Annotated in this window: 18 protein-coding genes and 2 tRNA genes; 6 read left to right on the top strand and 14 right to left on the bottom strand. The window is 58.3% G+C overall.

The annotated features are described in order from the left end of the window. Positions 1 to 19: 19 nt before the first annotated feature. From Tal182_RS10035 to Tal182_RS10000, 7 genes are all read right to left on the bottom strand, one after another. Positions 20 to 427, bottom strand: coding sequence for a hypothetical protein (locus tag Tal182_RS10035; RefSeq protein ID WP_245344843.1), 408 nt, complete (start codon positions 425 to 427; stop codon positions 20 to 22). A 287-nt stretch (positions 428 to 714) separates the two neighbouring features. Next, a complete protein-coding gene (locus Tal182_RS10030; RefSeq protein ID WP_085859335.1) occupies positions 715 to 1,962 on the bottom strand; it encodes an OmpP1/FadL family transporter in 1,248 nt (415 codons plus the stop codon). 397 nt (positions 1,963 to 2,359) lie between these two features. Next, positions 2,360 to 5,203, bottom strand: coding sequence for a valine--tRNA ligase (locus Tal182_RS10025; RefSeq protein ID WP_085859334.1), 2,844 nt, complete (start codon positions 5,201 to 5,203; stop codon positions 2,360 to 2,362). Positions 5,204 to 5,320: 117 nt separating this feature from the next. Beyond that, a complete protein-coding gene (locus Tal182_RS10020; RefSeq protein ID WP_085859333.1) occupies positions 5,321 to 6,193 on the bottom strand; it encodes a DUF2497 domain-containing protein in 873 nt (290 codons plus the stop codon). A 265-nt stretch (positions 6,194 to 6,458) separates the two neighbouring features. Continuing rightward, positions 6,459 to 7,124, bottom strand: coding sequence for a protein-L-isoaspartate O-methyltransferase (locus Tal182_RS10015; protein ID WP_170965919.1), 666 nt, complete (start codon positions 7,122 to 7,124; stop codon positions 6,459 to 6,461). A gap of 359 nt (positions 7,125 to 7,483) precedes the next feature. Next, on the bottom strand, positions 7,484 to 8,446 hold the full coding sequence (locus Tal182_RS10010; protein WP_085859332.1) for a sterol desaturase family protein: 963 nt from the start codon (positions 8,444 to 8,446) through the stop codon (positions 7,484 to 7,486). A 1,111-nt stretch (positions 8,447 to 9,557) separates the two neighbouring features. Beyond that, positions 9,558 to 9,631 (bottom strand) — tRNA-Cys (locus Tal182_RS10000). A gap of 268 nt (positions 9,632 to 9,899) precedes the next feature. On the opposite strand from Tal182_RS10000, the gene Tal182_RS09995 reads away from it, so the two are divergent. Both Tal182_RS09995 and Tal182_RS09990 read left to right on the top strand, forming a co-directional pair. Next, positions 9,900 to 10,163 carry a hypothetical protein gene (locus tag Tal182_RS09995; protein WP_085859330.1) on the top strand — a complete coding sequence of 88 codons (264 nt, stop codon included), beginning with the start codon at positions 9,900 to 9,902 and terminating at the stop codon, positions 10,161 to 10,163. Positions 10,164 to 10,275: 112 nt separating this feature from the next. Next, positions 10,276 to 10,614, top strand: a complete 339-nt coding sequence (locus Tal182_RS09990) for a KTSC domain-containing protein (protein WP_085859329.1) — start codon at positions 10,276 to 10,278, stop codon at positions 10,612 to 10,614. A 54-nt stretch (positions 10,615 to 10,668) separates the two neighbouring features. On the opposite strand, the gene Tal182_RS09985 is transcribed toward Tal182_RS09990, so the two are convergent. After that, positions 10,669 to 10,956, bottom strand: a complete 288-nt coding sequence (locus tag Tal182_RS09985) for a hypothetical protein (RefSeq protein WP_085859328.1) — start codon at positions 10,954 to 10,956, stop codon at positions 10,669 to 10,671. A gap of 96 nt (positions 10,957 to 11,052) precedes the next feature. Then, a complete protein-coding gene (locus Tal182_RS09980) occupies positions 11,053 to 11,370 on the bottom strand; it encodes a hypothetical protein (RefSeq protein ID WP_085859327.1) in 318 nt (105 codons plus the stop codon). Between the two features lie 117 nt (positions 11,371 to 11,487). Between Tal182_RS09980 and Tal182_RS09975 the strand changes: the two genes are divergently transcribed. After that, positions 11,488 to 11,562 (top strand) — tRNA-Asn (locus tag Tal182_RS09975). 344 nt (positions 11,563 to 11,906) lie between these two features. On the opposite strand, the gene Tal182_RS09970 is transcribed toward Tal182_RS09975, so the two are convergent. The 4 genes from Tal182_RS09970 to Tal182_RS32685 form a co-directional block, all read right to left on the bottom strand. Then, entirely contained in the window at positions 11,907 to 12,221 is a 315-nt protein-coding gene (locus tag Tal182_RS09970) for a hypothetical protein (protein WP_085859326.1), read from the bottom strand. Between the two features lie 304 nt (positions 12,222 to 12,525). Continuing rightward, positions 12,526 to 12,729 (bottom strand): CsbD family protein, encoded by a 204-nt coding sequence (locus tag Tal182_RS09965; protein WP_085859325.1) that lies wholly within the window; start codon positions 12,727 to 12,729, stop codon positions 12,526 to 12,528. Between the two features lie 193 nt (positions 12,730 to 12,922). Continuing rightward, the gene (locus tag Tal182_RS32690; protein ID WP_085859324.1) at positions 12,923 to 13,102 is read right to left on the bottom strand and encodes a hypothetical protein; all 180 of its coding nucleotides are present in this window, start codon (positions 13,100 to 13,102) and stop codon (positions 12,923 to 12,925) included. 292 nt (positions 13,103 to 13,394) lie between these two features. After that, positions 13,395 to 13,604, bottom strand: a complete 210-nt coding sequence (locus Tal182_RS32685; protein ID WP_237352969.1) for a hypothetical protein — start codon at positions 13,602 to 13,604, stop codon at positions 13,395 to 13,397. Here Tal182_RS32685 and Tal182_RS32680 point away from each other — a divergent pair. The 3 genes from Tal182_RS32680 to Tal182_RS09935 all read left to right on the top strand — a co-directional run bounded on the left by Tal182_RS32680 (position 13,603) and on the right by Tal182_RS09935 (position 16,111). Next, complete coding sequence (locus Tal182_RS32680; protein ID WP_245344842.1) at positions 13,603 to 14,169, top strand: hypothetical protein; 567 nt, start codon at positions 13,603 to 13,605, stop codon at positions 14,167 to 14,169. The two genes, Tal182_RS32685 and Tal182_RS32680, sit on opposite strands and share 2 nt — an antisense overlap. 464 nt (positions 14,170 to 14,633) lie before the next feature. Further along, positions 14,634 to 15,545: a hypothetical protein gene (locus Tal182_RS09940; protein WP_085859320.1), complete on the top strand. Its 912-nt coding sequence runs from the start codon at positions 14,634 to 14,636 to the stop codon at positions 15,543 to 15,545. A 206-nt stretch (positions 15,546 to 15,751) separates the two neighbouring features. Then, on the top strand, positions 15,752 to 16,111 hold the full coding sequence (locus Tal182_RS09935) for a low affinity iron permease family protein (protein ID WP_085859319.1): 360 nt from the start codon (positions 15,752 to 15,754) through the stop codon (positions 16,109 to 16,111). 52 nt (positions 16,112 to 16,163) lie between these two features. Here Tal182_RS09935 and Tal182_RS09930 read toward each other — a convergent pair whose 3' ends face one another. Then, positions 16,164 to 16,568, bottom strand: a complete 405-nt coding sequence (locus Tal182_RS09930) for a low affinity iron permease family protein (protein ID WP_085859318.1) — start codon at positions 16,566 to 16,568, stop codon at positions 16,164 to 16,166. Between the last annotated feature and the right edge of the window lie 90 nt (positions 16,569 to 16,658).

The raw sequence follows: 16,658 nt of genomic DNA, 5'->3' as shown, positions 1-16,658 counted from the left end.
TTCAACCGATTTCTTTCGTTCATCGCGCGCAGCCGGCGCTGACGCCGGGCATACCGCGGATGTGTTCTTTCAAGGCGAGCGATCCCGCGGCGAGCTCCATGGCCCCTTTGCCCGCGTCGCATCCAGCCCATAGGCCTTTTCCAAAAGGCCGAATTTTCAGCACATCATTCAGGACCACCCGGCTCCCGGCACGGCCCGCCTGCAACCTTCTCGGCGCTCTTTCGACGGGCGCGCCATCCGCCTTCCCGCCTTTATCGCATTCGTAATTACCAAATGTGACCAAACCGGTATCGGCATCTGCCGTTAAGCTCGCCTGCCTGTTCGAACGGGCAAAGAACGACGGCGATGGATGGATAGATGGCATGATCGTGAGGTCGAATTTATGGTCGCAATAGCCTTGTCCGGAAAGAAAAACGGCCGCAATCATGCGGCTGTCGCCACTTGCGCCGTACGATCTGCTGTTACCGGAAAAAAATCGACTCATGCTACTGATTACACGCACCGTAAGTCTGCCATCACCTCGCCCGCAAATACCGCTGCGCTCTCTTTGTGGCGGGAAATGGACAAATTCACCCCATCGCCACCATACGCCATTCATCGTAAAAAACTGTTGCTGAATCGTCACAAAACGAGACCAGAAAATAACATGATTAATGGGCGCACATAAAGAAGAGCCCGGCAGTGCCGGGCTCCTCAATTCTTCAAAACGTGGAATTAGAACTTGATCTTTATACTTGTCGACAGTGCAGCGACCAGATCATCGTCAAAGGAATAGGAGACATCATCTCCGTATGTGACGCCATTCCGGGTCACAGCACCAGACGAACCGCTCGTCAACACGCCCACGGCACCTGCAAAACGCCATTCGATATGTTCGGTCGGCGTATAGGCCGCACCGAGACCGAGTGTCCAGCTGTCTGTCTGCGCGCCATAGCCCTGGCTGGTGCCGCGATCCCATGTCAGGCTGACTGCACCGGCCCACTGCTCATTGAACTTGTGGCCCACACCGCCGGAGATCGTCCAACCATCACGATAAAGAAGGTCGAGCGAGGTTAGACCACCCGCTGGGCAAGGCAAGCCGTTGGTCGGGCAGAATGCTACCGACTGCAGGACGCTCCAATTCGTCCATTTAACCGACCCGAATGCAAGCCAATCCGGAGCAATACCGCTTTGCAGCTTCAGCTCCAGCGAATCCGGCGCTTCGGCGGAACCGGAAACAGGTGTGACTAGGCCCCCATATAGCGGCACAACCGGAACCTGACGGAGATCAACAGTCCCGGACAGGTCATCGTACTTGACGCGACTGTTATAGACGAGGCTCGCACGCATCGCATATTCCGGAATCTCGTAAGCAAGACCGGCGCGCCAGCCCCAGCCGCTATCGTCGATATCCAGGCGACCGACGCCGGTGCCAGTCCCGAGCAGAAGCGGAAGCGTTGAAACCAGACGTTCCTTGAAGCCTTCGACTTCCTGATAAAAAGCGCCGCCAATGAAGCGAAGCTGCCCAGGGCCGACATCAAAACGATAGGAGCAGGTGCCGCCATAGTTGCGGGTTTTGATCTCTGTCTCAATGTTATCGTTGGCGCCGGCCCAGTTCACGCCGGGGTCGGTATGCGCGCCGAAGGGCTCCGAATAGTCAACGAGGCAGTCGACTGCATCGCCAAAACCAGCCTTAAAACCAATATAGGGGATGGTGTAATTTGAGGTATCGTCAGCCGTGGCTGGACGGCTGTTCAGATTGCCGCCTCCTGTCAGTATCGACGTATTCGCGTCTCGGACATCCTTCAGCTTGCGCTGCGGCGTGACGTAGGTCACGCCCGACTGAAACGAGAAAGGCGACGTATCGAACAGCTGATCGATGTTATAGCCGCCGCGCTCCAGGCCGCCGGCAAAGGACGGCGAGGCAAGCGCCGAAAGAAGAACGAGCGACGTTACGCCCTTGGAAAACATACGCGATGCCATTGTGTCTCCCCCACTCCAGCAATTGATGTACGCCACTTTAGTAAGCGTTCACTCGACATGGCAACGCGCCCCACCGCGGCGCTCCCAGGCATTGCAGTGGCTAACTTACGTAAAGAAATTGACGGACACGTCAAAAAATCTGGTTAATAAAATTTTATTCTAGAGCTATCGATTTTGAGGTATGCTTTTGGGTTTTCATTCCAAACATTGCAGAAGCTGTATCAATCCGACAACAGTGGCAGTTTTCACCAAATGGATAGTCGTAAAGCCAAAATCCACAGGCTCAGCGCCTCAAATCAGCCGCGCTCCAGACCGAATCAAGCGTGCCTCACACGACAAAAGACGCGCCCGAAGCGGGCGCGCCTTTGAAATAACTTACCAAAATTGGCAATGAAATTTATCCGGCTTCGCTGACCCTGGAAAGCGCGGTTTTCAAGCTGGCGATCTGCCCCTTCAACTCATCGAGACGCTCGCGCTCGGCCTCGACCACCTCGGGATTGGCGTTGGCGACGAACTTCTCGTTGGAAAGCTTGCCATTGATGCGGGCGATTTCTCCGTCCATCTTGGCAATCGCCTTTTCCAGGCGGGCCTTTTCGGCAGCAAGGTCGATCAGATTGCCGAGCGGCAGGCAGACGGTGGCTTCGGCGACGACAATCTGGGCTGCGCCCTTCGGCGCATCGTCGGAGAGCGATATCGCTTCCACGCGGGCAAGCCGCTTGATGGCGGCGTCGTGGCGGAACAGCCTTTCGCGCGTGAGATTGTTGGCCTTGACGACGACCAGCGGTGCGGTCGCCGACGGCGGCACGTTCATTTCGGCGCGCACGGAGCGGATGCCGGAGACGAGATCGATCAGCCAGTTGATCTCGTCAGCGGCTGCGTCATCGGCATAGGACGGCGCCGGCCATTCGGCATGGCAGACCAGCATGTCGCGTTCCTTGCCTTCGCCTGCGGTATGCGCCCAAAGCTCTTCGGTCATGAAGGGCATGAAGGGGTGCAAGAGCTTGTAGATCTCTTCGAGAATATAGGCGCTGCAGGCCTGGGCTTCGGCCTTGGCGCCCTCGTCATCGCCACTGAAGACCGGCTTCAGAAGCTCGAGATACCAGTCGCAGACTTCGTTCCAGACGAAACGATAGAGCGCGCCGGCGGCATCGTTGAAGCGGAAGGCTTCAAGCGCTTCCGTAACGTCACGTTCCGTACGGGCAAGCTCCGTCAGGATCCAGCGGTTGATGGTGAGCTCGGCGGCCTCCGGCACGAAGTGTGGATCGCTCTTGGCACCGTTCATCTCGGCAAAGCGCGTGGCGTTCCAGAGCTTGGTGCCGAAATTGCGGTAGCCGGCGATGCGGGCAGGATCGAGCTTCACGTCGCGGCCCTGTGCGGCCATGATCGCCAGGGTGAAGCGCAGCGCGTCGGCGCCGTATTCGTCGATCAGTTCCAGGGGGTCGATGACGTTGCCCTTCGACTTGGACATCTTCTGCCCGTTCTTATCGCGCACCAGTGCGTGAATATAGATTGTATGGAAGGGTTCGACGGGGTCGCCATTCTCGTCCTTCATGAAGTGCAGGCCCATCTGCATCATGCGAACGACCCAGAACGGGATGATATCGAAACCGGTGACGAGGACATTCGTCGGGTAGTAACGCGCAAGTTCCGGCGTCTCGTCGGGCCAGCCGAGCGTCGAGAAAGGCCAGAGTGCAGAAGAGAACCAGGTGTCGAGCACGTCCTCGTCACGCGTCAGGATTTCACCAGGCTTGAAGTTTTCGAGCAGGTCCTCGATATAGGCCTTCATCGGCCCTTCGTGCGAGAGGTAATGCTGGATCGCAGCCTGCAGCGCCTCTTCCTCGGTCTTTTCGACGAAGACCTGACCGTCGGGACCATACCATGCGGGAATCTGATGGCCCCACCAGAGCTGGCGGGAAATGCACCAGGGCTCGATGTTCTCCAGCCAGTTGAAATAAGTGTTTTCCCAGTTCCTGGGAATAAATCTGGTTCTTCCCTCCCGAACGGACTCCAGGGCAGGCTGCCCCAATGTCTTGTTGTCGACAAACCATTGTTCCGTCAGCCGCGGCTCGATCGGCACGCCGCCGCGGTCGCCATGCGGGACCATATGCTTGTGCGGCTCGATCTTGTCGACAAGGCCGGCCTCTTCGAAGATCTCGACGATCACCTTGCGCGCATAGAAACGGTCCTGCCCTTCCAGACGGTCCCAGGCGCCATGCAGCGCCGCAGGATTGTCTAGACCTTCAAGGAAATCTTCATTGTCCTTGATGGCAATGGTGCCATCGACGTTCATGACGTTGATCGCCCGCAGCTTCGCGCGCTTGCCGACTTCAAAGTCGTTGAAATCATGGGCAGGTGTGATCTTCACCGCGCCTGTGCCGGCCGTCGGATCAGCATAGGAATCGGCGACGATCGGAATCCTGCGGCCGACGATCGGCAGGATGACGTGCTTGCCGATGATCGGCTTGTAACGCTCGTCTTCGGGGTTCACGGCAACGCCGGTATCGCCGAGCATCGTCTCCGGCCGCGTCGTGGCGACGACGATATAGTCACGCGTCTCGAACTCAGTCGGCTTGCCTTCCTCGTCGAAGGCGATTGGATATTGATAGGTGACACCCGGCTCGAGCGGATAACGCAGATGCCAGAGATGGCCCTTCACCTCGTGTTGTTCGACCTCCATGTCGGAAATCGCCGTCAGGAGTTTTGGGTCCCAATTGACGAGGCGCTTGTCCTTGTAAATCAAGCCTTCCTTATAGAGTGTGACGAAAACCTCGAGAACGGCCTGCGACAGGCCTTCGTCCATGGTGAAGCGCTCGCGTGACCAGTCGCAGGACGCGCCGAGGCGCTTCAGCTGGTTGAAGATCAGGCCGCCCGATTCTGCCTTCCACTCCCAAATCTTGTCGATGAAGGCCTCGCGGCCCATCTCGCGGCGGCCCGGCAGCTGCTGCTCCATCAGCTTGCGCTCGACGACCATCTGGGTGGCGATGCCCGCGTGATCCATGCCCGGCTGCCAGAGCACGTCCTTGCCGCGCATGCGCTCGAAGCGCACCATGATGTCCTGCAGCGTATTGTTGAGCGCGTGCCCCATATGGAGCGAACCGGTGACGTTTGGCGGCGGGATCACGATGGTGAAGGTCTCGGCCCCCGGTTTGGCGTTCGCGCCGGCGCGGAAGGCATCCGCCTCATCCCATTTCGCGGCGATTTTCGGTTCGACGGCAGCGGAATCATAGGTCTTGTCGAGCATTTTCTGACCAATTTCGAGGTTCGAGGATGGGCGTTTGTAAATAGGATGGCCACGGCCAAGTCAATAAAAAAGCCGCCCCGGAAACCGGAGCGGCTTTTCCAGGAAAAATCAATCCGATCAGCGGCGCGGGCCGCGCGCCACGCGCTCGATTTCCTCGCGCACCAGCCGTTCGACCAGAGTCGGCAGATTGTCATCAAGCCATTCACGCAGCATCGGTCGCAGCATGTCCTCGGCAATCTCGTCCAGCGAGCGGCGCTCGGCACCGTCGATCGCCGCGGCAAGCTCCTCGAAGGAGCGGCTGATCTGCAGACCGGCATCTTCCGAAAGCAGGGCCGGCTGGACCTCCTCGACAACGCTCGGCAGGAAACGCTCGGTCGACGAAGGAGCGGGCTCCAAAGCCGGCGGCGCAGTTTCGGCGGCAGCAGCGGCTTGCTCGGCGACGGCGACACGCGGTGTTTCGGCAAGCGTCGGTTCTGCCGGCTGTTGGACGGGACCAGAGGAAACGGCTGCTGCGGCAGCGGCAAAAACGGGCTGTGTCGGCTGCGGCTGTGGACTTGTAGCGCGCGGCGGCTCCGGCATCACGGCTGGCTGCGGCTCCGGCTGGCGGAAGCCGCTCGGAATTTCTCGCAAGGCTTGACCGGCCTGCACGGCGCTGCGCTCGGAGGCGGCGCGCACGCGGGCTGCGACATCGGCAAGCGACAGCGCGCGGGCCGGAGCTTCGGCCTCAGGGGCGGTGCCGGCCGAATTGGCGGCGACGAAACGCGGATCGGAAGAGCGCATGGCCGGTTCGGGAAACTCCACGCCGGCATAGGTGTCATCCACCGTCAGATGGATTTCGGAGCCGTTTTCGTCGTCGTCGGCGCCGTAAACCGGCGGCACGGAAGCTGAAATCGCCTTGCCGGCGCCGGGTTCATTGCTTTCGATGATCTGGCGGATGGAGGCCAGAATTTCTTCCATGGACGGTTCACGCGCTACACTTGGCTGAGCCATATCTATCCCCGTTATCCCAACACAACGATCGGACGGTGTGGAGCGTTCATCCGAATCACCACGACTTTAGAATACCCCAGACGCGAAAAAAATCATCGCGAATCAATTGAATGCGGCCATGCACAGTTTTGTTACCCAATGCTTGCCGCCGGCATTCGGAGACGACAGCCTCAGAATAAATGATGTTTGTGAAGGCTTTTCCGCAGCACTGACAAAAACGGGCGCCAATGGCGCCCGTCGCTCGAATCCAACTGGGAGAAGAGTGTCAGAAAACGAATTCGCGCGCCTTGGCGAAACCCGGCAGCGGCTTGACCGAAGCGTTGAAGAAGACGTTCTCCGAGATGGCGCCGCGCTCGGCGACGAAGACCTTGGCACGAGCGGCATTGCCGTGCCCTTCGACGGTGACCAGACGGCCGCCATCGCGCAGCTGACCGAGAAGAGCGGCCGGAACCTCCTCGACCGCGCCGTTGACGAAGATCAGATCATAAGGGGCGCCGGCGGCGTAGCCCTTTTCGAGAGGGCCGGTCACAACCTCGACCTTGCCATAGCCGGCAAGCTTTGCCTTCGCTTCGGCAGCCAGCGCCTCGTCGCATTCGAGTGCAATCACCGAGCCAGCGATGATCGACAGCAGCGCCGATGTATATCCCGTGCCGCACCCGACCTCGAGCACGAAATCGTCTTTGCCGATGGCGGCCAGCTGCAGCAGCTTGGCGAGCGGCGAGGCCTCCATCAGGAAGCGGGCCGGCTTGCCCGGTGCGGCGGCCGATATTTCGACGTCGTTGTCGATATAGGCGAGAAGCTTTGACTTCTCCGGCACGAAAGCCTCGCGCGGCACCGCGAGAAAAGCCGTCAGCACGGAATGCGAGGTAACATCCGTGGTGCGGATTTGGGTGTCGACCATCTTTGCGCGCGCTGCTTCGAAATCCATCATGTCCTCTCGCTCTTGAAAAGCGGTTCCTGTCCCTTGTCTCTTAATCTCCGCCACGGATGCTTTCAAGGCTTGGCAACGGTCGGCGAAAAGAATCCGCCAGGCGGCTCTTTCGCGCCACAGGAGGGCAAGGGCTGCAACGCAAGCGTGGAACGCCCTGCCCCTTCATGTTATGATTTGCAGCGGAGGAAATTAGGAGGAGCAGGCCAATGTCTGCGATTTTCGAATATTTCACGCTGTTCGATTTCCTTATCGTCGCAGCGCTCGTCGGCATCTTCTGCTGCGGGCTGCTGGACGGTGAAACGACCTGAGGAGATCGAGCGCCGAAGCAACTCCGGCGGAAGAGCGATGCCAGCTTCGCGCTATCGGCGCTGTTCCGGGCCCGACAGCCCCGGCGGCGAGGCAGGTTTTCCGCTTATGGGACTTATGCCGCACTTGGCCTTGGCAGCTTGCCCCGCGCGTTGGAAGAAACGGATTTCTGTGGCGATGCTTTCGCGGAACGGATCGGTTTGGTTGAAGTAGTCGCGGTCCAGACCGAGCTTTGCACCGCCTGCATCGCCCTCGTAATAGGTGCCGAACAAATGATCCCAGACCGGGAAATAATTGGCGAAATTCTTGTCGTGATGTTCCGGCACTCGGGAGTGATGGATGAAGTGGTCGCGTGGTGACTGGATCACGTATTTGCCAAACCAGCCATGCCAGGGAATGGCACTGTGCTTGACCAGACCAATGGCGCCAAAGGTGATGGTCACGATGGCGAATTCGGCCGTTGGCAGGCCGATAAGCAGCGCCGGAACGACCATAATGGCCATGTTTATGGCCTTCTCCAGCGGATGCTCCCGCGACGAAGTCAGCGCGTTGAACTCTTCGGCTGCGTGGTGAAATTCGTGCAGCCGCCATAGTGCCGGCAGCCGGTGCATCAACCGATGCTGCCAGTAACTCAAGAAGTCTGACAGCATTAGGAACAAGAGAACATGTGCCCAACCTGGCAGCCTCCGGGCAAGGTCCAGGTGGGGGGCATCCTGAGCCGCGCGGGTGATGGCATAGGACAGACCAAATGATGCGAGCGCCGCGAATAGCGTAATCATTCCCGTCGCCTGAAGGACGAAATAGACGATGTCGGTGATTGTGGATTTGCTGCGTTCGAAGAAAACCCGACGGAATCCGGAATTGCCGAACCCCACACAGGTGAGTTCCACCGCGAAAACCGTCAGGACCAGGCCAATGGAAATGGCGAAACTGAGCGCCATTGCCCTACCATTCAGATAGTAAGTGCCGTAAAAAAAACTTCCAAGCTTGTGCAGGCAGTATTCGACCAGCTCCATGGCCCTGCTCCAAACACGAACCCGTACAGCTTAGTTCTGACGATGCGCTTTTGCCAGATTGCTCAAAGGACGATCGGGGCGTCCTTTTGATGTATTACCGGCGGTGGAAGTGCAGTCCCGGAGGCATGTAGGAGGGTCGAGGAGCACTACGAAAAGCTGCTGGAATTACATGGCCGGCCGAAAGGCTTATAAAAAGAACTACAATGGGCACCGCCGATCGTAAGACCTCGGGCCGTGCTGAGATTTGTTCCACAGCAGCCGCTCGACACTTCGATGTGCGGCCCATCGCAACCCATAACCAGCCCCGTCCTACCTAAGGCAGGGCTTTTTTTGGCATTGGCGTTTCGGCCGAACACGGTCGATAGATCCGGCATCGACATTCCAACGCAACATCACCTTTGTCGTCGGCAAGGCGGAGAAGGTGGCCGATCAGAGCAGCTTCCAGTTTCGGGGCGCCGATGACCAGCTCGCGGCGATAGCGCTTCCTTAACGTTTTCGGGTCGATTTCTAGCGCGCGGCCGAAGGAAACGACCCGACAGCTCGACGCCATCATCGCGTCACTGGCGAAAAACAAGGTGCGTGAAATATCGAAAGTGCCGGGTCGCGCGGAGCGTCGCTTTGGGAGCTGACCGGAAAATTGCCTCCGCACGACCTCACTCTAGGATGGGGTGGATCGCTAAGAGGAAGGCATTATGCGATCTGAAGGTACTGGCTTTCTCCCGCGATCCGGGGAGTTAACCATTATTGTCCCGATGCGGTTCCGGAGCTGGACAAAAAAAACCCGCCGCAGCTTAGCGGGGTGGGCGGCCATCCCTTTTCGACCTCAGCCACACCAATCGTTGCGTCGCCTCGGGTTCCAGCTGCGAGCAATGCCTTCCGTCAGCAGCTTCTTCCCGATCTCCTCCCGTTCGTGCGATAGATGTTGACGGTGGACCGTGCCGCTGAACATCACGCTCAGGCATGTGCCGTGGAGCTGCCGGGAGCCAAATGTGCCTCGCGGAAAATTCGTTGTAATTGTTGGTAAAATTTTGTGGCACACATGAATGGCACATGAAAGGCCCCGGAAGCCCCGAGCCTTTTGCTAAGCCGCTGCTTTTCTCAGGGAATATTTTGGAGGCCTCGCCCGGAATTGAACCGGGGTACAAGGATTTGCAGTCCTCTGCGTCACCACTCCGCCACGAGGCCTCACCTGTGACCGACATCGAAAAATATCGTGTGGTGGCCGCGATTTAGACCAGCTCTAGAATGAGCGCAAGACCTTTCATTCTGAATGTGATCCTTTTTTCATTCCGAATAGGCGTTTGCGGACAATCCTGTGGGACCGGCTCTATGCTTGGATGATGATAGCCGATTAACTATTACCAATAAAAGTCCGGCCTTTCGGCATCACCCCAAATAGTTAGGATTGTAACGCGAACCGATTTGGTTAATCCCCATTTTCTGGGGAGAAATCATGCACGACGCGACATTCGGCGGGACCGCCAAAGACATCTTCTTTTCACTGCTTGCCACGCTCAAACGCATCTCGATGATCTATGTGAACGGAGGCAAGGAAGACGAGTGGGGCTATGCCCTCGTTACCGAACCTGTCACCGACATCAACACGAAGATGCCGATTACCGGCTACGTGATGCGCAAGGTCGTCGACGGCAAGTTTGTCCACCGCCAGATGACAGAGGAAGAGTGCGAAGATTTCGACGCCGGCCGATCCTGGTGAATTGCCTGCCACTCGGGACACGAAGAACCACCGGCGGCATTTGAACAAATTCCCAACTTGACTTAGAGCGCCTGCCCGCCATCTTATCGCCGTGGGAGGGATAGGAGCTGCGATGGAATGGGCTGCCCTCAGAGAAAGGCAGGGACGTGCGGCATATGATGTCGAGACCCGGGATCTCCACGTAAAGTTCGCTGGTTCCGCGCCGGTGAGACATGCGAACATTCCGCCACATGTCTACCAGAACCTTCTGGAAACGGACGATCCACACTTCTATTACCGGTATTATATCGCGCCATCGCGCGTCTCACCGGCCCGTCGACAACCGGTCTCGATGGCAGTCCACGGACTGAAGCTCGTTCTGCTTCTTGCCGCCTGCAGTCTCTTGATGGCAACTGAGCTCGATCAGGGCCATGGCGGGATTTTCGAGGAAAGCGAACTGCGATCGAATTAGAATCGCATTCATCCGGATGCATACAGGTCGAACTCGACAACCGGACCTGCGTGATCAGCCGACGATGATACCGACGCTCTCAAGCGAGGTCCTGTTCTGGGAACGGAAGCGGCGATCGTCCCGACCACGATCGTTGCTGCCGTCGCGCTCGTTGCGGCCGTTAAAATTGCGATAGTTGCGAGGCCCGTTATAGCCGCCTTGGCCTTGATCGATGACGCAGCCTTCGGGGCGGCGGCAGATACCGCTTGCGTCAAAACCGCGACTGTCGACGGCCTGGGCCTCGGCTGATGTGGCTGAGACGATCGCTGCCACCGAGAAAACTGCAATAAACAACGGCTTCATATCCTCACCCGGATCATCGTGGTGCGTTTCAGCTCCATAAACCACCAATGCAGAAAACGATCCACGGTTCCCGCAGGACGTCTCCGGCGACCGCCGCTACCCGGCCGGCTTTCGCCGCCTGTGCCACCAGACTGCCAGCCGGCGCCGAAGCCGGCGGGCAATGGAAAGATCATGCGAGAGCACCAGGAGGCCAAGCGGCAGCATCCAGAAACCGAGGACCGGCAGGAAACCCAGCAATCCACAGAAAACGAGGGCCGTGCCGATTGCCATCCGCCCGATGCGTGAGCGCGGCATGCCGATGCTGAAAGAGCCGAGCACAAGCCTGTGGTTTACGTGGTCGATACCGAAGCGCCCTGCCCGCCTTCTGCGCTTTTCGTTGCCCATTGTCTCTTGGCGATCATTCCTAATTGTCATTTCCCAGAGATGGGCACAGGCCGTCCAAATACAAGTTCATTTCATTTTTTTGAAAAAACCGCTTGGCAAATCGGGCAAGCATTTGTATTAGCCCACTCACACCGCGCCAAGCAGTGATCCCTGGTAGCTCAGCGGTAGAGCATTCGACTGTTAATCGACAGGTCGCCGGTTCGAATCCGGCCCGGGGAGCCAATTCTAGAAATAAGTGCCTGCTTGTTGAGCAATCCGAAGGCAGGCACTTACTTCGCCCCCGCTTTCCCTACCCACTTTTGCCAGCCGTTTTTCGTTGATCACGTCAAGCGAAGCGAATTGTTGCCTGATGGCGTGCGGATGAGGAACCGGCTATCAGCGGTTATCGCTGAGGCGGGCGGAAGCATCAACGAACTACTTTGGGACCCGGATCGAGCGCGAACAGGGCATTCTCATTGGCGGCAGCTATCTGTCGGTGCCTTCATCTGTCCCCTTTATTGCAAGAGCGAGAATCGGCAAAGCCGCCGGCCGCTGAGACCGGCGGCGCGCTTCCGTGGCATTGTCGATTAAAAATCGAAATACACGGTCACACCCGACCGATGACGATAGGGATAATAGTCGCGATAGCCGTAATAGTCGCGGCTGCCGTAATACCGCGGGCGATAGCACGAGCCGTAATACCGGCAGTCGCGGTAAGCGTACCGGTGTTTCTTCCAGTGACCATACGCATGTCTATTGCCGTGGCGACGGTGTTTGACCTGCTCGACGTCGGCGGTGTGCATAGCTACCGCTTTCGACACGACAATCGGCGCGGCGTTTAGCGGCATGGCGAAAGATGCAGACAAGACAATGGCTGCAAGCGAGGCAAAAAGCATCTTCATCGGCGCATCCTTTCAAGCCGCGATTCTGGGTTAATAGGCATTAACCTCCGATGAACGACTGCCTGCTTACAAAAAACACCAGCCGACGCGCCGCTGGTGTGGCCGCTGTGATGCTCGAGCCGGCCATTAGTGTTCATGCTGTGCGCAGGCGACAGAACAAGCGCCCACGGGCAGTCAGCCGGCCGCGACCGGCTATCGACGCGGCGCGCACGCGCTGCTGGTATCTGTCGGATATAGATGCGAAAATGACACGCCCATCAAATTGGGCGTGCCGAGTTACCGCTCCGTTCCCCGATGATGCGAATTACCAGGTCTGGCGATTGTACCAATCATCAATGTCTCGCCGGGTACGGTCTTTCTCGTAGCCGTAGCGCTCCTGGATCTTGCCTTCGAGCTGATCGCGCTTACCGTTGATGACGTCAAGATCGTCGTCCGTCAGCTTGCCCCACTGCTCCTTGACCTTGCCTTTCACCTGCTTCCAATTACCTTCGACGCGGTTCCAATCCATGGCTTATTCCTCCTGTCGTTAGGATAGAGGAACGGAGAGGAGCGATAAGGGTTCCGCTTCGGCAAGTCGCCAACCATTGCAGAACCAAAATTCATATGGCAGCGGGTGACAGGATTCGCCCTCGATCGCTCATGCCGCCGGAGGGCTCGATATCGGGTTCTGTGTCCGCATCAGATTTGAAGCGGCGCCTGACCTAATAGCTGCACGAACGGCCGTCGCCGGGTCGGAAGCCGTCGGCGCAGGCCGGGTTCATGGAATCGCCCGGCTGGTATCCCGATGCCGAGCCATATGAATTTGGCGGTGTCGAGCAAGCTGAGGCAATGACCAACAGGCCAATTGCTCCGGCTGCTAAAAATGCTCGAAATCTGCTCATGGATGCTTCTCCCATTCCGCTGCGCTCGATTAGCGAGAGCCGCTCCTTCGAGAACCACGGCCGTGTTTCCCGGGGTCATCTTTTCCGAAATCGCTCTGCGCCTGAAGATATAGGCGCGCCTTTCAACGGACGTCAGCCCCAGCCGCCAAAATTCGTGCCGGTCGGGATAAATTTGCGTGCAATACGCTGATATCGCTGGCCGTTCCCCCGATATTACAAGATACCACGACGCAAACGACGCCCCGGAAGCGATACTGATTTCCGGGGCAAATTGACGAAGCGACGCCAACGTTCAACGGCACGCATTTGCCGCATCGGGTTGTGTCGAGTTATTGCCGGAGGTGGGAGCCGGGTTGCCGGTGCCGCCGGCCTGCTGGCGCTGACAGTCGTTCGGATCGCCGCCGGAGCCGGTCGCACCGGTCGCACCGGCGCCGATAGTCGTATTTGCGCCGGCACCGTTGGAGTTAGTGTTGCCGGAACCGCCAGTATCCGAACCAGACATGGTGCCGCTGCCGGAACCTGAAGCTCCGCTGCCCGATCCCGAGCCTCCACCTGATTGCGCCATTACCGACGTTGCCAGGCCAATCGTGATTGCTGTTACTGCCATCACTCTCAGAAGCATTGGATATCCTCCTCGCTGCTTCATTGCCGATAGGCAGCAAACAAAAGCCTCTAGAGATTGTTTCGGTTCGAAAGCGTACAGGAACGTCCCTGCGTCGCGCACCGCCTCGGTTGCTGACCGAACGGCCCGCGGAAAGGCCTTCATTCTTGACTCGGAGACCGATGAGAACATAATAGGAACATCGGCGAGGCGGCAGGTGAAAATCGGATTGAAAGCTCTGAAGGAGATAAAGGTCGTGCGTCCGCAGGCAGCCGAGAAATTGGCAGAAGAAACGTTGAGAGAAGAAGTCGACGCAGTTGTCGCTTTTCACCAAGGGGACAGCCGTGCCGCCATTACGACGCTGCTGCTGGATTGCCATCATCTGCGACTTCAGCTTGCCCTGAGAGATAAGGACGTGAGCCGCGCCATCGCATGTGAACGGACAACACGTTTTGAAGGGCCATGAGACATCGTCGCGGTATCGGCCTCGCGCCCCCTGATCGCCACGCCGTCGAAATCGAAAAGGCAACATTGGCGACGTTACCGGAGTGGTTCGTGATTTATGGCCGTTGCCGCGCATGTCGCCGCCAGACGTTTATCGACCGGCGGGATATTGCCCGGCGCTGCGGCCAGAACCTGTCTCTCGCCAGTCTGGCCAAACGCCTTCAATGCCAAGGATGCGGCAACCGCTCCGGCAATCTGCTGCTCCTTCAAATGCTGCCGCGCGATTGACAGGAAATCGTGCACGTCAAACCGACCGCTCTCACCGGCCGGGAACAAACGCTTTGCTTAAAAGTTGTGTGGCATCAACCACGTAACGTCGCCTTTGACAGGAGGTCTCTCATGGGTCGCGGTATTCTACTTTGGCTGCTCGGTGTTCCACTGCCTATCATCATTCTTCTGGCTCTGTTTATGCGATAGGAACGGATCATGTCGGTTTCAATGACAGATTCCGGACAGGTTGCTGCTCCGGTCGAATCCTCCAAATCCGCCATGACATGGGGACCCATCTTCGGTGGCGCAGCCGCCGCGATCGGAGTGACCCTCATCCTTCTGCTTCTGGGATCCGGGCTTGGGCTGACGATGGTGTCGCCCTGGTCAGGACAAAGCAGTTCGCTCGGCACGCTCGGCATCACAGCGGCGATCTGGCTCGTCGTCGTGCAATGGCTCTCCTCCGCACTCGGAGGCTATGTAACCGGCCGTCTGCGCACAAAATGGGCCGCCGTCCATACCGATGAGGTTTTCTTCCGCGACACCGCGCACGGTTTCATAAGCTGGGCTCTGGCAACGATCTTCGTCGCCGGCTTTCTTGCATCGTCGCTGACATCGCTTGCCGGTGCCGGTGCACAGGCGGTGGGGTCGACCGCGCAAGCCGTAGGCTCGGCCGCCGGTACGGCAGCGGCATCGTCGGCAACTTCGCCGCTGGATCTTTCCACCGCCTATTTTACCGATGCATTGCTGCGTCCTGACCAGGCGCGTGCGGCAGCGACATCCAATGATGCTGCGGCAACATCGGAGGTCTCCCGCATCCTCCTCAATGGCGCTGCCGAAGGACAAATTCCGGATGACGACAAGGCCTATCTTGCCACCATCGTCTCTGCGCGGACCGGTCTTTCCGAAGCCGATGCGCGCGCCCGCGTCGATACGGTGCTGAAACGTATCGACGACGCCAAGGCCGCCACCCAGAAGGCTGCCGACGAGGCACGAAAAGCCGCCGCGACCACGGCATTGCTTGGATCCTTATCGCTTCTGGTCGGCGCTTTCATAGCCGCTGCGGCCGCGGCCCTGGGAGGTTCGCAACGCGACGCAGAGGAAGATCTCGTCGTCACTTCCCGGATCTGATGGATGCACCCATGGGGCGCAAGCTGAATGCTGCGCCCCTCAGTTGGATATCCCGGCTTTCCCGAAGTTGGATTATCCGCGACCATCCGGGCAACTGCCGCGCAAAACCAGGCCGCGTCTTGCGGTAACGACATGCAACGCGCCTTGGTTGATGGACACGGCCCCGATCTGCTCCATCTTCCCTTGTACGGGCTGTGGAGAGCCGTATGCGCTGGCGCTTTCAACAGATTTCTGACCTCGCCGTATCATGGGCAGGGCATCATGTGCTTCCTGCCGCGCTGATCGCGTTCACAGCTATATGGACCGCGGTGGGTTTGATCTTTTCCTTTCCCCGGCAGTGGTTCTTGCTGACCAACATGGTGGGGACACTCATTACATTCTTCATTTTGCTGCTGGTGCAGCACACCCAAAATCGGGACGTGAAGGCACTCCACACCAAGCTCGACGAACTGATCCGATCAAGTGAGGCGGGAAACCATTGGATTGCGGCGGAGAAGAAGGATGTCGGCGCCATTGAAGCCATGCGCCAGCAGCATCAAGACCAGATTTCGCAGAAGCGCGCATGAAGCAGTGCACCGCGATTAGAGCGCCGTGCGCCCTTTCGGACGGGCCGATACGCTAGCCGGACGCCTCTGCGGCGGATTTCTCCTCGGCCTTTTCCTCGACGCTTTCAGCCTTTTCTGAAAGCGTCTTGCTCATTTCCCTGAGCTCGCCCTCGTCCAGCTTTTCGATGCCGACGAACTTATTGGCGGCTTGGCTCGTCAGAATGAGCTCGTCAAGCTTGGCCTGCAGAGCCTTTCCGTCACGGTTCTGGCTGTTCTGCAACACAAACACCATCAGGAAGGTGATGATGGTGGTCGTCGTGTTGATCACAAGCTGCCACGTTTCGGAATAATCGAAATAAGGGCCTGATATCGCCCAGAGGAGGACGAGCATCAGAGCTGCGATGAAGGTGAACGGCCTTCCCGACAGCTCGGCGACGGCGGTTGCGAAAGAAGAGAAGAAATTGGATTTGTTCGACATTCGAGAAGGCTCCCGCAGCATCAATGCTGTCAATCGACAACATCAACTCCAGATCCGGGCGGAAGTTCCTCATGCGGTCGAGGTCGATCC

The organism is Rhizobium sp. TAL182 (assembly GCF_002117725.1).
Taxonomy (GTDB): domain Bacteria; phylum Pseudomonadota; class Alphaproteobacteria; order Rhizobiales; family Rhizobiaceae; genus Rhizobium; species Rhizobium esperanzae.
Note: the sequence above shows the minus strand (reverse complement) of the source record. Positions and strands in the feature narration are given on the sequence as shown.

Bases quoted from the DNA above. Each gene is read 5' to 3' on its own strand.
- Tal182_RS09985 (WP_085859328.1), bottom strand. From the start codon at position 10,956: ATGAAGCCGTTGTTTATTGCAGTTTTCTCGGTGGCAGCGATCGTCTCA.
- Tal182_RS09935 (WP_085859319.1), top strand. From the start codon at position 15,752: ATGCGCTGGCGCTTTCAACAGATTTCTGACCTCGCCGTATCATGGGCA.
- Tal182_RS10025 (WP_085859334.1), bottom strand. From the start codon at position 5,203: ATGCTCGACAAGACCTATGATTCCGCTGCCGTCGAACCGAAAATCGCC.
- Tal182_RS10010 (WP_085859332.1), bottom strand. From the start codon at position 8,446: ATGGAGCTGGTCGAATACTGCCTGCACAAGCTTGGAAGTTTTTTTTAC.
- Tal182_RS09995 (WP_085859330.1), top strand. From the start codon at position 9,900: ATGCACGACGCGACATTCGGCGGGACCGCCAAAGACATCTTCTTTTCA.
- Tal182_RS10035 (WP_245344843.1), bottom strand. From the start codon at position 427: ATGATTGCGGCCGTTTTTCTTTCCGGACAAGGCTATTGCGACCATAAA.
- Tal182_RS10015 (WP_170965919.1), bottom strand. From the start codon at position 7,124: ATGATGGATTTCGAAGCAGCGCGCGCAAAGATGGTCGACACCCAAATC.
- Tal182_RS32680 (WP_245344842.1), top strand. From the start codon at position 13,603: ATGGTGCCGCTGCCGGAACCTGAAGCTCCGCTGCCCGATCCCGAGCCT.
- Tal182_RS32690 (WP_085859324.1), bottom strand. From the start codon at position 13,102: ATGAGCAGATTTCGAGCATTTTTAGCAGCCGGAGCAATTGGCCTGTTG.
- Tal182_RS09965 (WP_085859325.1), bottom strand. From the start codon at position 12,729: ATGGATTGGAACCGCGTCGAAGGTAATTGGAAGCAGGTGAAAGGCAAG.
- Tal182_RS09970 (WP_085859326.1), bottom strand. From the start codon at position 12,221: ATGAAGATGCTTTTTGCCTCGCTTGCAGCCATTGTCTTGTCTGCATCT.
- Tal182_RS10020 (WP_085859333.1), bottom strand. From the start codon at position 6,193: ATGGCTCAGCCAAGTGTAGCGCGTGAACCGTCCATGGAAGAAATTCTG.
- Tal182_RS09980 (WP_085859327.1), bottom strand. From the start codon at position 11,370: ATGACAATTAGGAATGATCGCCAAGAGACAATGGGCAACGAAAAGCGC.
- Tal182_RS32685 (WP_237352969.1), bottom strand. From the start codon at position 13,604: ATGTCTGGTTCGGATACTGGCGGTTCCGGCAACACTAACTCCAACGGT.
- Tal182_RS09990 (WP_085859329.1), top strand. From the start codon at position 10,276: ATGGAATGGGCTGCCCTCAGAGAAAGGCAGGGACGTGCGGCATATGAT.
- Tal182_RS09930 (WP_085859318.1), bottom strand. From the start codon at position 16,568: ATGTCGAACAAATCCAATTTCTTCTCTTCTTTCGCAACCGCCGTCGCC.
- Tal182_RS10030 (WP_085859335.1), bottom strand. From the start codon at position 1,962: ATGGCATCGCGTATGTTTTCCAAGGGCGTAACGTCGCTCGTTCTTCTT.
- Tal182_RS09940 (WP_085859320.1), top strand. From the start codon at position 14,634: ATGTCGGTTTCAATGACAGATTCCGGACAGGTTGCTGCTCCGGTCGAA.